Source organism: Bradyrhizobium sp. USDA 3240, from assembly GCF_054063295.1.
The window spans coordinates 5,354,583-5,368,339 of the sequence record NZ_JBSSGD010000002.1 but is presented as its reverse complement, the minus strand read 5'-3'; the positions used below and the strand labels follow the sequence as shown (position 1 = coordinate 5,368,339).

General features: G+C 64.9%; 14 protein-coding genes. 4 read left to right on the top strand and 10 right to left on the bottom strand.

All coding sequences use genetic code 11. The features are described from left to right. The first annotated feature begins 48 nt into the window (after positions 1–48). Genes ACVIGA_RS25970 through ACVIGA_RS25960 form a run of 3 tightly spaced genes read left to right on the top strand, consistent with a single transcriptional unit; the run spans position 49 to position 4,954 of the window. Complete coding sequence (locus tag ACVIGA_RS25970) at positions 49–645, top strand: hypothetical protein (RefSeq protein WP_456668511.1); 597 nt, start codon at positions 49–51, stop codon at positions 643–645. Next, a complete protein-coding gene (locus ACVIGA_RS25965; protein WP_456668510.1) occupies positions 642–1,838 on the top strand; it encodes an efflux RND transporter periplasmic adaptor subunit in 1,197 nt (398 codons plus the stop codon). The genes ACVIGA_RS25970 and ACVIGA_RS25965 overlap by 4 nt, the downstream gene beginning before the upstream one ends. Then, positions 1,835–4,954 carry an efflux RND transporter permease subunit gene (locus ACVIGA_RS25960; RefSeq protein ID WP_456668509.1) on the top strand — a complete coding sequence of 1,040 codons (3,120 nt, stop codon included), beginning with the start codon at positions 1,835–1,837 and terminating at the stop codon, positions 4,952–4,954. The genes ACVIGA_RS25965 and ACVIGA_RS25960 overlap by 4 nt, the downstream gene beginning before the upstream one ends. Before the next feature lie 21 nt (positions 4,955–4,975). Here the strand turns inward: ACVIGA_RS25960 and ACVIGA_RS25955 are convergent, their stop codons facing one another. The 8 genes from ACVIGA_RS25955 to coxB form a co-directional block, all read right to left on the bottom strand. Then, complete coding sequence (locus ACVIGA_RS25955; RefSeq protein WP_456668508.1) at positions 4,976–5,797, bottom strand: SURF1 family protein; 822 nt, start codon at positions 5,795–5,797, stop codon at positions 4,976–4,978. Then, positions 5,794–6,180 (bottom strand): DUF983 domain-containing protein, encoded by a 387-nt coding sequence (locus tag ACVIGA_RS25950; protein ID WP_092119130.1) that lies wholly within the window; start codon positions 6,178–6,180, stop codon positions 5,794–5,796. Before ACVIGA_RS25950 ends, ACVIGA_RS25955 begins: the two co-directional genes overlap by 4 nt. Before the next feature lie 63 nt (positions 6,181–6,243). Beyond that, positions 6,244–7,140, bottom strand: coding sequence for a cytochrome c oxidase subunit 3 (locus ACVIGA_RS25945; protein WP_212319921.1), 897 nt, complete (start codon positions 7,138–7,140; stop codon positions 6,244–6,246). A 54-nt stretch (positions 7,141–7,194) separates the two neighbouring features. Continuing rightward, positions 7,195–7,833, bottom strand: a complete 639-nt coding sequence (locus ACVIGA_RS25940; protein WP_456670890.1) for a cytochrome c oxidase assembly protein — start codon at positions 7,831–7,833, stop codon at positions 7,195–7,197. Positions 7,834–7,838: 5 nt separating this feature from the next. Further along, a complete protein-coding gene (locus ACVIGA_RS25935) occupies positions 7,839–8,003 on the bottom strand; it encodes a CoxF protein (protein WP_176528844.1) in 165 nt (54 codons plus the stop codon). A 38-nt stretch (positions 8,004–8,041) separates the two neighbouring features. Then, complete coding sequence (locus ACVIGA_RS25930; protein WP_456668507.1) at positions 8,042–8,980, bottom strand: heme o synthase; 939 nt, start codon at positions 8,978–8,980, stop codon at positions 8,042–8,044. Between the two features lie 61 nt (positions 8,981–9,041). Further along, positions 9,042–10,658 carry a cytochrome c oxidase subunit I gene (gene ctaD / locus ACVIGA_RS25925; protein ID WP_223966133.1) on the bottom strand — a complete coding sequence of 539 codons (1,617 nt, stop codon included), beginning with the start codon at positions 10,656–10,658 and terminating at the stop codon, positions 9,042–9,044. An 82-nt stretch (positions 10,659–10,740) separates the two neighbouring features. Further along, entirely contained in the window at positions 10,741–11,580 is an 840-nt protein-coding gene (coxB, locus tag ACVIGA_RS25920) for a cytochrome c oxidase subunit II (RefSeq protein ID WP_097676655.1), read from the bottom strand. Between the two features lie 487 nt (positions 11,581–12,067). Here coxB and ACVIGA_RS25915 point away from each other — a divergent pair, with 487 nt between their 5' ends. Then, positions 12,068–12,595: an invasion associated locus B family protein gene (locus ACVIGA_RS25915; protein ID WP_456668506.1), complete on the top strand. Its 528-nt coding sequence runs from the start codon at positions 12,068–12,070 to the stop codon at positions 12,593–12,595. A gap of 18 nt (positions 12,596–12,613) precedes the next feature. Here ACVIGA_RS25915 and ACVIGA_RS25910 read toward each other — a convergent pair whose 3' ends face one another. Beyond that, positions 12,614–13,219, bottom strand: coding sequence for a TlpA family protein disulfide reductase (locus tag ACVIGA_RS25910; RefSeq protein ID WP_456668505.1), 606 nt, complete (start codon positions 13,217–13,219; stop codon positions 12,614–12,616). Between the two features lie 32 nt (positions 13,220–13,251). Then, entirely contained in the window at positions 13,252–13,755 is a 504-nt protein-coding gene (locus tag ACVIGA_RS25905; RefSeq protein ID WP_456668504.1) for a DsrE family protein, read from the bottom strand. Positions 13,756–13,757: the final 2 nt, after the last annotated feature.

Sequence of the window (13,757 nt, the reverse complement as noted above, 5' to 3'; positions counted from 1 at the left end):
AAAGACAATTCATTTGAATAATATCGGTTCAAGGCCCAGCTTCCGGGCATGTCCGAAAGCCCGCACAGCACAATCGCAGCCCGGCCCCGTCGCGCCACCACGGGCGTGCTGGTCGGCGTCCTGGCCGCCCCCCATGCCGCGTCCATCGCCATGCCGGAAACCTTCGCGCGCTGGCGCCGGCTCACGCCGCTGGCGACGTGGCTGCCGATCGAGCTTCGCGAAACCAGCTATGCCGGCATCCTGAGCGGCGTCGCTGCCGCGCTCGACCGCGTCGGCATGATCCCGCGGCAGCTGATCCTGCTCGGCGAAGGATCAGTCGCGCGGCGCATGCTCGAACTGGCGCTGCAGGGCGAGCTGCCCTGCGGCGGCATTGTCGCGATCGACGTCGCCTCCGATGCCCTGCCGTTTCATATCGCGCCGACGGTGACCGCGATCCGGCTCGTCGTTCACCGCAACGACGATGCGCCGCAAGAAAGCCTGATCGGCGCGTTGCGCGCCGCCGATCTCGACGCGCGCATCATCCACCTCGATTTGACCGGCGGCCGCAGGGCGCAAACGGCTGCCGCGAGCGCAACTGAAACCTTTGTCCTGGAGCTGGTCGCAACGATCGGCCGCCGGACCACCGATGGAGCTGGTGACCGATGAGATCGAAGACCTTCAAAATCGCTTGCGCGGGCCTGGTGGCCGCCGCCGCAATCGGCGCCGGCGCTTACGTCGTGCATCGGCCGGACGGTACAACGGACCATCCACCGGTGGCCCAATCGACGACCACCACATCAGCCGTTCCGGTGACGGCGGCGAAGGTCCTGCAGCACGACGTGCCGATCGTGCTCGAGGGCCTCGGCACAGTGACGCCGATCAACACCGCGACCATCCGCACCCAGGTGCAGGGTACGCTCGACAGCGTCGATTTCGTCGAGGGTAAGCAGGTGAAGCGCGGCGATGTGCTCGCCAAGATCGACCCGCGGGTCTACGAGGCCCAGGTCGACCAGGCCGAGGCCGCGCTGGCGCGCGACGAGGCGAGCCTGAAGAACGCCAGGACCAATCTGGCGCGAACACAGCCGCTCGCCAATCGCGGCTTTGCGACCCAGCAATTGCTCGACACTCAGGATTCGCAGGTCACGCAGGGCGAAGGCACCGTCGCGCTCGACAAGGCAGCGCTGGAAGCCGCGCAGACCCAGCTGAGCTTCGCCACGATCACCGCGCCGTTCGACGGCGTCACCGGCATCCGCCGCATCGATCCCGGCAACATCGTGCACCCGACCGACACCAACGGGCTCGTGGTCCTCACCCAGCTGCAGCCGATCGCGGTGATCTTCACGCTGCCGTCCGGCGAGATCCCAGGCGTGCGGCAGGCGCTGGCGTCCGGAGACGCCTCGGTCGACGTCTACGATGCACAGAACAAGCGCAAGCTCGACCACGGCGGCCTGATGCTGATCAACAACCAGGTCGACAGCACGAGCGGCACGGTGCAGCTCAAGGCGTCGTTTCCCAATGCCGGCAACACGCTGTGGCCCGGCACGTTCGTCAACGTCCATCTGACGATCGCGATTCGTCACGACGCGCTCACCGTGCCGCTGACGGCGGTGCGCCAGGGGCCGGACGGCGGCTTCGCCTATGTGGTCGGCGCGAACAACGTCGTCAGCGTCCGCAATGTCACGACCAGCCAATCGCGCGACGGGCAGGTCCTGATCGAGCAGGGCCTCGCCGCAAACGAGACCGTCGTCACCGCGGGTCAGTACCGGCTCAATCCGGGAACGACGGTCGAGATCGTGCCCGATGACAAGAAAGACCAGGTCCAGGACGCCACCACCGCAAGCGCAGGCATGCTGCCATGAACATCTCCGCAGGTTTTATCCGCAAGCCCGTCGCCACCGCCTTTCTGGCCATCGCCATCGTGCTGGTCGGCATGATCGCCTTCGTGCGGCTGCCGGTCTCGGCGCTGCCGACGGTGGACACCCCAACCATCCAGGTCACCGCGCAATTGCCCGGCGCCGATCCGCAGACCATGGCTTCCTCGGTCGCAACACCGCTGGAGCGGCAATTCGGCCAGATCGCAGGCCTCACCGGCATAAGCTCGAGCAGCGGACTGGGCAACACCCAGATCACGCTGCAATTCGCACTGAACCGCAGCGTCGATGCAGCCGCGCAGGACGTGCAGACCGCGATCGATGCGGCATCGGGACAATTGCCCAAGACGATGCCGTCGCCGCCGACCTTCCACAAGGTCAATCCGGCCGACGTGCCGGTGCTGCTGATCGCGCTGATGTCGGACACCGAGCCGCTGACCAAGGTCGACGATTATGCCGACAGCATCCTGGCGCAGAAATTGTCGCAGGTGCCGGGCGTTTCGCTCGTCACCATCGGCGGCATGCAAAAGCCCTCGATCCGGGTGCAGGTCAATCCGGCCAAGCTCGCCGCCGCGGGGCTCGATCTCGAGCAATTGCGCACCACGCTCGGCAACATCACCGTGAACCAGCCCAAGGGCGTGCTTTACGGCAGCCAGCAGGCCTATACGCTCGCCACCAACGACCAGGTGCTGGCCGCGAGCAAGTATGACGATCTGATCATCGCCTATCGCAACGGCGCGCCGGTCCGCCTGCGTGATATCGGGCATGCCGTAGTGGCGGCCGAGGACATCACGCTGCATGGCTGGTACAACGACAAGCCCGCCATCATCCTCGCGATCCAGCGCCAGCCCGGCGCGAACGTGATCAGCACGGTGGACGGCATCAAGAAGCTGCTGCCGCAGCTGGTGGCGAGCCTGCCGTCCGACATCAAGGTCCAGATCGCCTCCGACCGCACCCAGACCATCCGCGCCAGCGTCGCCGACGTTCAGCTCACTTTGGTGCTGACCATTGCGCTGGTGGTCGGCGTGATCTTCCTGTTCCTGCGCAATCTATGGGCAACCATCATCCCCGCGGTCTCGGTCCCGATGTCGCTGATCGGCACCTTCGGCGTGATGTATCTGCTCAACTACAGCCTCGACAATCTGTCGCTGATGGGCCTGTCGATCGCGGTCGGCTTCGTCGTCGACGATGCCATCGTGATGATCGAGAACATCTCGCGGCATATCGAGGCAGGTCTCTCCCCGATGCAGGCCGCGCTGAAGGGCGCCGGCGAGATCGGTTTCACCATCGTCTCGATCTCGGTCTCGCTGATCGCGGTGTTCATTCCGCTGCTGCTGATGGGCGGGGTGATCGGCCGCATGTTCCAGGAATTCGCCGTCACGGTGTGCGTCGCCATCGTGGTGTCGGTGATCGTCTCTGTAACCCTGACGCCGATGATGTGCGCCTATCTGCTGTCGCCGCACCAGGGCGCCAATGCCGGAGTGGTGTCGCGCGCGCTGGAACGCGGCTTCGTTGCGATCCAGGCCGCCTACGAGGCCGTGCTCGCCAAAGCACTGCACTTCAAGGCCACGACCATGTCGATCATGCTGGCAAGTGTCGTGGTGACCGGCCTGCTGTTCGTGGCCATCCCCAAGGGCTTCTTCCCGCAGCAGGACACCGGCATGATCACCGGCATCACGGAGGCCTCGGCGGACATCTCGCCGGCGCAGATGGCGACGCTGCAACGCAGTGTCATCGATATCATCGCGAAGAATCCCTCGGTTGCCAATGCGACCGGGTATATCGGACCGGGCGGCCCGACCGTGACCGAGAACAACGGCCGCCTGTTCGTGCTGTTGAAGCCGCGCAACGAGCGCAATGCATCCGCCGACCAGGTGATCCGGCAGCTCGACGCCGAGTTGCAGAAGATCAAGGGGATGTCGGTGTTCATGCAGGCGACGCAGGACATCAATCTCGCCAGCCGGCTGTCCAAGACGCAGTATCAGTTCACGCTCACCGACGTGAACCAGGACGAGCTCAATCTGTGGGCCGGCAAGCTGTATCAGAAGCTGAAGACGCTGCCGGAACTGGCCGACGTCGCCACCGACCAGGCGAACGCTGCGCGTCAACTCAAGCTGCAGATCGACCGCGATGCGGCCTCCCGCCTCGGCATCGATCCGGCCGCGGTGGACAACACGCTCTATGATTCATTCGGCCAGCGTCACGTCGCCCAGCTGTTCACGACACTCAACACCTATTACGTGATCCTGGAGGTCGATCCGTCGTTCCAGCTCGGCCCCTATGCGCTGAATCGAATCTACGTCCGCTCGTCCGCAGGCACGATGGTGCCCCTGAGCCAGATCGCGAGCATCGATTACGGCACCGCACCGCTCTCCTTGAACCACCAGAGCCAGTTTCCGTCGGTGACGCTGAGCTTCAACCTGGCGCCGGGCACGGCAGTGGGGACCGCGGTCGCGGCAGTCCAGAAGGCGACCGCCGACCTGCACGTGCCATCGACCGTGGTCACCAGCTTCCGGGGCAACGCGCAGGCGTTCCAGGCCGCGCTCGCGTCGACGCCGATCCTGATCTTCGCCGCGGTGGTCGCGGTCTATCTGATCCTCGGCATGCTCTATGAAAGCACGATCCATCCGATCACAATCCTCTCGACCCTGCCGTCCGCCGGTCTCGGTGCACTGCTTGCGCTATGGGCGTTCGGCTTCGGGCTCGACGTGATCGGGCTGGTCGGCATCATCCTGCTGATCGGCATCGTGCAGAAGAACGGCATCATGCTGATCGATTTCGCGCTGGAGGCAGAACGACACCAGCATCTCCCTGCCGAGCAATCGGTCTACATGGCCTGCAAGGCGCGCTTCCGCCCGATCCTGATGACGACGATGTGCGCGATGCTCGGCGGCGTCCCGCTGATGATCGGCACCGGCACCGGATCGGAGCTGCGTCAGCCGCTCGGCTTTGCCATCGTCGGCGGGCTGATCGTCTCGCAGCTGATGACGCTGTTCACGACGCCGGTCGTGTACATCTATCTCGACGGCTTGACCCGCTGGTTCGCCAAGCTGCGCCCTAATGCGCGGAAGACCGCACCACACAAACCCGAGGCGGCGTTATGAACTCTGCTCCGTGAGCTCGCCTCAGCCTGCCCTGCGCCGCTGGCCGCGCCACCACAGGCCGAAGGCGATCGTGACCGCGGCGGCCAGCGAGAACCAGGTGATGGCGTACTGCATGTGGTCGTCCTTGAGCCGCACCTTGAGCGGTCCGGGCTTCGGCGTTCCGCTGTCGGGCACCGGCGCCTCGAGGTCGATATAGAACGGCGCGACCTGTCCCCAGCCGAGCACCTGCGCCATCGCGCGATGATCGCGCACGAACCACAGCCGCTTCGCCGGATCTTCCTTCGGCGTCAGCCGGCCCGGCGGCTCGGGAAAGCGGATGTAGCCGGTCAGCTCGACCGGCGCGCCGGTGACGAGGCGGCCGGTGACGCGATCCTCGAAGGCACGGTCCTGCATCGTGTTCTGCACAAAGCCGGTGTTGATCACGACGGTCTCGCCGCTGGCGAGCTTGGCCGGCAGGAACGCCCAGGTGCCGGGCCCTGCGACATCGTCGCGCACCGCGGAGCCGGAGCTGAAGACCATCGCATCCGGCTGTTTCGCGTAGGTCGCGGTCAGGGTGACGCGGCGGAATTCATCTTTGGCCGAGGTCACCGTGGGCCACGCCGATGGCGGCGGCAGCGCCTCGGTCGGGGCGGCCAGCCGCTCGTCGAGTGCGGCGATCAACGCATGCTTTTCGACCCTGCGCTGCAATTGCCAGACGCCGAGGGCGATGAACACCGCGATCAGGATCAGCGTGAAAACGCCGAAGCCGGCCGCGCTCGGCCGCTGAGAGCCTTTTGATGCGCTTCCTTCGCGCGAACCGGTGCCCACTTCGCTGGAAAACGTTTTGTTCGTCGTATCGTTCATTGCGGGTCGCGCTCGATCAATTGGCCTTCGGCGGCCTTGTGGTGGAATTGCAGCGCGATCAGAAGCGCCTTCATTGAACGCAGCGGCAGGATCGTGGTGACCACGATCAACGGCAGCCACAGCGCCGCGTGAACCCAGAACGGCGGTTGGTACTTCACTTCGACGATCAGCGCCGCGGCGACCACGATGGCGCCGGCCAGCATGATGACGAAGATCGCCGGTCCGTCGCCGGCATCGATGAAGGCGAAGTCGAGGCCGCAGGCCTGGCAGCGCGGCGCCAGTGTCAGGAAGCCGGAATAGAGCTTGCCCTTGCCGCAGCGCGGGCAGCGGCAAGCGATGCCGCGCAGCGCGCTTTCGGTCACAGTGGGCGGAGTATCCGTCATCGGTTCTCTTCAAAAGCAAAGGGGGCGGCCATCAGGCCGCCCCCTCTTAGCACGTCAGTGACGTTAGTGTGCGCCGTGCGCCATCGACTCGGCGCCGTGGCCCCAGACGTAGATGCAGATGAACAGGAACAGCCAGACCACGTCGACGAAGTGCCAGTACCAGGCGGCGAACTCGAAGCCGAGATGCTGCTTCGGCGTGAAGTGGCCGGCATAGGCGCGGATCAGGCAGACCAGCAGGAAGATGGTCCCGACCAGCACGTGGAAGCCGTGGAACCCGGTCGCCATGAAGAAGGTCGAGCCGTAGACGTTGCCGCCGAACGAGAACGTCGCATGGGCGTACTCATAGGCCTGCACACAGGTGAAAAGGGCGCCGAGGATCACGGTGAGGATCAGGCCCTGCTTGAGGCCCTGGCGGTCGTTCTCCAGCAGCGCATGGTGCGCCCAGGTGACGGTCGTGCCCGAGGTCAGGAGCAGCAGCGTGTTGAGCAGCGGCAGATGCCAGGGATCGAAGGTCTCGATGCCATGCGGCGGCCAGGTGCCGGGGACCGAGCAGGCGCCCATCGCCGTGCCGGCACCACAGCCGAACACCGCATCGCGGGTGGCGTGCACCGCATCGGCAGGAAACAGCGCCGAATTGAAGAACGCCCAGAACCAGGCGACGAAGAACATCACTTCGGAGGCGATGAACAGGATCATGCCGTAGCGGTGGCTGATCTGCACCACGCGGGTGTGGTCGCCCTTGTACTGGGCTTCCTTGATCACGTCGCCCCACCAGCTCGCCATGGTGTATAGCACGCCGATGGTGCCGACGCCGAACACGATCGGCGCGGCGGAGAACATGTGGTGCATCCAGCCGATCGCACCGAGCGCCATGATGAAGGCCGAGACCGAGCCGACCACCGGCCACGGGCTCGGGTCGACGAGATGATAGTCGTGATGCTTGACTTGCGCCTCAGCCATTGCCGTCTCTCCATTCGCGTGCCGCAAGGCACGTCTTAATCTCGAATTCCAGAACTAGCCGCCCTTGCGCTGCTCCGCCTCGCCCGCAGCCACGGGCTTCGGCGCGGCATCGCGCACGGGGAAGAAGGTGTAGGACAAAGTAATAGTCTTCAGCGTGTCGTTCTCGCTGTCCCTGGCCAGCGCCGGATCGACGTAGAACACCACGGCCATCTCGCGCTTCTCGCCCGGCGCCATGGTCTGTTCGGTGAAGCAGAAGCAGTTGATCTTCTGGAAATAGGCGCCGACCGTGAGCGGCGCGACGTTGTAGGCGGCTTGTCCGGTCGTGGTGCGCGCCGACTGGTTGGTCACCGTGTAATAGACCGTGACCACCTGGCCGATCTTGACGTCGATCGTGGTCTGCTCGGCCTCGAACTTCCAGGGCAGGCCCGGCGCGACGTTGGAATCGAAGCTGACAGCGATGGTCCGCGCGAGCGGCGCATCCGAAGGCACCGAGGTCGCGACCTGGGTGGTGCCGTTGAAGCCGGTGGTGCGGCAGAACCAGTTGTAGAACGGCACGGCCGCGTAGGACGCGCCGACCATCAACACCACGACGAAGCCGCAGATCGAGGCGACAATGGCGTCGCGCGTCAGCACGCGGCGCGTGACTTTCGCGCCCTTGGCTTGCGGAGCCTGCGGTGCACCCTGGTTGGCCATCTCACTCACAGCGGCCGCACCAGCACGGCCGGCCCCTTGACGAGAGTGACGGCGAAGAACAGCACGACCATGACGCCGAGCGCGAGCGCAATGGCGATCGAGCGCTGGCGGCGGCTCTTGAGCTGCGCCTCGGTGAGGACGATTCCTTCTGGTTCGCGTTTCTCGTCCATTGCTATCCCATGCGCCCCCATCTTGCCCCCCGGCGTTCCTATCCGATGAAGACAGGCAGGATCGCGCGGACCACGACCTCGGCAAGGAGGACGGCAAACAGCGCGAACAGATAGAGGATCGAGAAGGCGAACAGCCGGCGCGTAGCGCGGTTGGCGGCTGTGCCTTCACGGCGGCGATAGACCTCGATGGCGAGCCACAGCATGCCGGCGCCGAGAACCAGCGAAGTGATGCCGTAGATCGCGTCGAAATAGCCGAGCGGCCACGGCGCCAGCGCGATCGCGACCAGCACGATGGTGTAGAGCAGGATCTGCAGCCGGGTCGCGTCAGGACCGGCAACCACCGGCAGCATCGGAATGCCGGCGCGCGCATAGTCGTCGCTGCGGAACAGCGCCAGCGCCCAGAAGTGCGGCGGGGTCCAGAAGAAGATGATCAGGAACAGCAGGATCGGCTCGACCGAAAGCGAGCCGGTCGCGGCCGCCCACGCCACCACCGGCGGCAGCGCGCCGGCAGCGCCGCCGATCACGATGTTCTGCGCGGTCCAGCGCTTCAGCAACATCGTGTAGATCACGGCATAGAAGAAGATGGTGAAGGCAAGCAGCCCGCCAGCCACCCAATTGACCAGGATGCCGAGCGTCATCACCGAGAAGAAGGCCAGCGTCAGACCGAAGGCGGCCGCCTCGGCCGGGGTGATCTTGCCGCGCGGGATCGGCCGGTTGGCGGTGCGCGACATCAGGGCGTCGACGTCGCTCTCATAGGCCATGTTGAGCGCGCCGGAGGCGCCGGCGCCGACCGCGATGCAGAGGATCGAGGTGAACGCCAGCACCGGATGGACATGCACCGGCGCGATCATCAGCCCGACCAGCGCGGTGAAGATCACCAGCGACATCACGCGCGGCTTCAACAGCGCGATGTAGTCGCCCACTTCGGCCTCGGAAATCCGGGGCAGCTCGATGGCGTTGTGATCGACAACCGACAAGATCAGGTCTCACTCTCTCAAAAGGCGCGGCGCACCCAGGGTGCGCCGCGTTGTCTTGGACTTACTGCACGCGGGGCAGCACTTCGAACTGGTGGAACGGCGGCGGCGAGGTCAGCGTCCACTCCAGCGTGGTCGCACCCGCACCCCACGGATTGTTCGCAGCCTGCTCCTTGCGGACGAAGGCATCGATCACGCCGTAGATGAAGATCAAGACGCCGACGCCGGAAATGTAGGAGCCCCACGAGGAGATCAGGTTCCAGCCGGCGAACGCATCCGGATAGTCGACGTAGCGGCGCGGCATGCCCGACAGGCCGAGGAAGTGCTGCGGGAAGAACACCAGGTTGACGCCGATGAAGGTGAACCAGAAGTGCGCCTTGGCGATCCGCTCCGAGTACATGTAGCCGAACATCTTCGGGAACCAGTAGTACCAGCCGGCGAAGATGCCGAACACGGCGCCGAGCGACAGCACGTAGTGGAAGTGCGCCACCACGTAGTAGGTGTCCTGCAGCACGCGGTCGACGCCGGCATTGGCCAGCACCACGCCGGTGACGCCGCCGACGGTGAACAGGAAGATGAACCCGATCGCCCAGATCATCGGCGCCTTGAACTCGATCGAGCCGCCCCACATCGTAGCGATCCAGGAGAATATCTTCACGCCGGTCGGCACCGCGATCACCATGGTGGCGGCGACGAAATAGGCCTGCGTCGCCGACGACATGCCGACGGTGTACATGTGGTGCGCCCACACTACGAAGCCGATGCCGCCGATCGCGACCATGGCGTAGGCCATGCCGAGATAGCCGAACACGGGCTTGCGCGAGAAGGTGGAGACGATCTGGCTGACCATGCCGAAGGCAGGCAGGATCAGGATGTACACTTCGGGGTGGCCGAAGAACCAGAACAGATGCTGGAACAGCACGGGATCGCCGCCGCCGTCAGCCGCAAAGAAGGCGGTGCCGAAATTGCGGTCGGTCAGCAGCATGGTGATCGCACCGGCGAGCACCGGCAGCGACAACAGCAGCAGGAACACGGTCACCAGGATCGACCACACGAACAGCGGCATCTTGTGCAGGGTCATGCCCGGCGCGCGCATGTTGAAGATCGTGGTGATGAAATTGATGGCGCCGAGGATCGACGACGCACCGGCGAGATGCAGCGACAGGATCGCGAAATCGACTGCCGGTCCCGGATGGCCCGAGGTCGACAGCGGCGCGTACATGGTCCAGCCCGCGCCGACGCCGTTGGCGCCCGGCTCACCCTCGACGAAGGTGGACAGCAGCAGCAGCGCGAACGAGGCCGGCAGCAGCCAGAACGAGATGTTGTTCATGCGCGGGAACGCCATGTCCGGCGCGCCGATCATCAGCGGCACCATCCAGTTGCCGAACCCGCCGATCATCGCCGGCATGACCATGAAGAAGATCATGATCAGACCGTGCGAGGTCACGAACACGTTATAAGTGTGGGTTTCGTGGAATATCTGGACGCCCGGGTACATCAACTCGGCACGGATCGCGATCGACATCGCAGCGCCGATGATGCCCGCGATCACCGCAAAGATCAGGTACATCGTACCGATATCCTTGTGGTTCGTGGAGTAGAGATAGCGCCGCCATCCGGTCGGATGGTGGGCGTGATCATCATGGGCGTGATCGTCGTGTGTCGCTGCGCCTGTCGCCATGTTCAAAATCCTGCCTTGCAGTCCCTCTCGGACCTTGCGGTCCCGTCGCCCTTAATTCCGTCCGCGCCGTCAGCCGTCAGGCTTACTGCGCCGCCTGACCAGCCGAGGCGTAGGAATTCGCCGGGTTGGTCGCAAACTTCTTCTTGGCCCCTTCAACCCAGGTCGCGAATTCCTGGTCGCTAACGACCCGCACCGCGATCGGCATGAAGGCATGGTCCTTGCCGCACAGTTCCGAGCACTGGCCGTAGAACACGCCGGTCTTGGTGGCCTTGAACCAGCTCTCGTTGAGGCGGCCGGGGACCGAGTCGATCTTCACGCCGAAAGCCGGCACCGCGAAGGAGTGGATCACGTCGGCGCCGGTGGTCTGGATCCGCACCACCTTGTTGACCGGGACCACCATCTCGTTGTCGACGCCGAGCAGCCGGGGCTGCTTGTCCTTGTCGAGCAGCGAGTCGAACTCGAACTTGCCGTTATCCGGGTAGGCGTAGGACCAATACCACTGCTTGCCGGTGACCTTCACGGTGAGGTCCGGCTTCGGCACGTCGAGCTCCAGGAACAGGAGGCGGAACGACGGCACCGCAATGCCGACCAGGATCAGGACCGGGATCAGCGTCCAGGCCACTTCGATCAGGGTGTTGTGGGTGGTCTTGGAGGGGACCGGGTTAGCCTTGGCGTTGAACTTCACCACCACGATGACGAGCAGCGCCAGCACGAACAGGGTGATGACGGTGATCAGCACCAGCAGGAAATTGTGAAACCAGATGATGTTTTCCATCACCGGGGTCGCGGCTTCCTGCAGCGTGTGTTCCCACGGCGCCGGCTGCCCCATTTCGGCGAAGGCCGATCCCGCGGCGACTGACGCCACACCCGCCACCGCCAACCCCAGCAACTGCCTGCCCAACCGGCCAATCGACATCTTCATGCCGTTCGCGCTCCCTTGCATTATTCCCCAACGCACCCCCGGCACGTGACCGGAGATACAGCACGATCCGCCCTGACAAATGGCCTTCCGGACATACCCATCTCTGAGTCCAGGTGGGTACGGGAGCCAGATCGCTAGAACGCGTCGAAATCCAGCCTCTCAAACCATAATTCGCAGGCGCTCGCAATGCAGTAGTACGGCCGAAAGCCATGCGCGTGCGATGAAGCTGCCGCTTGCGATTTTTCCCGCAAAATCAAGCGAAAGTCGCCGAAACAACCCCGCGCACTGTTGACAGGGGGATTACCGGATGTAGGCACAGACGGGCTGGTCCGCAGGAACCTGATTCGCTGCGGGCTGCCCCAATCCGGCGCGGGAATGGCTTCAAGATCGCCTTCAAGGCGCCCTATTGCGGTATCAGTCGACTGATGCGTGCTACCCGGCGGCCTCGACGGCCGGACCGACCGGACAATCAAAGGATCGACCCCGGATGGGCGCTTCGAAAATTCAGGCAGGACGAAAGGCCGGCTGGCTCGGCAGCCTGCTGATTCTGGCCTTTTCTCTCTGCTTGGCCCAGCCGGCGAACGCGCAAGGCGCGGTGCGCTCGGTCCATGGCGACTGGCAGATCCGCTGCGACACCCCGCCGGGCGCCCAGGCCGAGCAATGCGCGCTGATCCAGAGCGTGGTAGCCGAAGACCGCTCCAATGCCGGCCTGACCGTCATCGTGCTGAAGACCGCCGACCAGAAGAGCCGCCTGATGCGCGTGGTCGCCCCGCTCGGCGTGCTGCTGCCCTCCGGCCTCGGCCTGAAGCTCGACAACCAGGACGTCGGCCGTGCCGGTTTTGTCCGCTGCCTGCCCAACGGCTGCGTCGCCGAGGTCGTGATGGACGACAAGCTGCTCGGCCAGCTCAAGAACGCCAAGACCGCGACGTTCATCATCTTCGAGACCCCGGAAGAGGGCATCGGGTTCCCGCTGAGTCTGAATGGGCTCGCGGAGGGCTATGACAAATTGCCCTAGGCCGGCTGCAACGCGCCACTACTGCGTAGCACCACCCGCATAGTAATCGAACAACCTACTCGCCTCGGCGGACAGCCAGTCGGCTTCACCCGTCATGTAGCCCTCGACCTGTCCGGTGATCCCGATCAGGAACGAGATCGGCATGCCGTAGAGCGCGAACGGCGTGTCGACCTCGGCGGCGTCGACGCGCGAGACGAGACCGCCGGGATCGAAGCCGATCGCAAGACGGCGCAGCTTGAACTGCTTGACGTAGGGCGCGACCTGCGCGCGGTTGCGATCGGTGCTGATGGCAACGACCACAAGATCGCTACGGCCGCTGGCGGCGAGGCGATCCAGCATCGGCAGCTCGGTCCGGCACGCCGCGCACCATGTGGCCCAGAAATTCACCAGCACCAGTTTGCCCTTGAACGCGGTGAGATCGAGCGTGCCGCCGGCGAGCGCCGGGATTGCGACCGGTGGCACCGGGCGTGCGCCTTGAACTAGCGTGAACTGATGGCGGATGGTGCCGAATGGCGGCGGTCCCGACGCTGCGCGCGCCGCTGTCGCCGGCATCGCGAGCGCGGCGCCGGCGCCGATCATGCCGGCGACGACGGCGCGGCGGGTGGGCACGCGAATAGAAGTCATGTCGGGCTCTCCTCTTGCACTATCCGCATCGTTCACGACCGGATGTAGGACCAGCCGGCTTCCTGCAATTCGATGATGCGTCCAGGCCCGTTCGGCACCAGGTCGACATTGTCGAGCAGGACCAGCGGATGTCCCTCGGCGCGCTCCATGCCGAGCTTGGTGGCCTCGCAGACCACGAAGCGGATGTCCGGCGTGAGCCCCCGCACCACCCGCAACAAATCCTTCACCGGCGAGGTATCGGTGCGCAGCATGTGGACGCCGGCATTGTAGGCGACGACCTCGATCTCGAACGGCTCGTTGCGCTCCCGATAATATTTCGGGAGGTTGAGCGCGGTCGAGATCAGCGCCCGCATCGTGGTCGGATCGTCGCTGTTGATCGGCAGCACCACATGATGCACGCGCGGCTCCGCCTTCTTCGCCTCCGGTTTGGAGACCGCCGCGACCGAACCAGTGAGCAGCAATGTCACGGCGAACGGCACCGCGAAGGCCAGCACAAGCCCCGCGGCCAGCGTCAGGATGCGGCGAGAGACGCGCATCG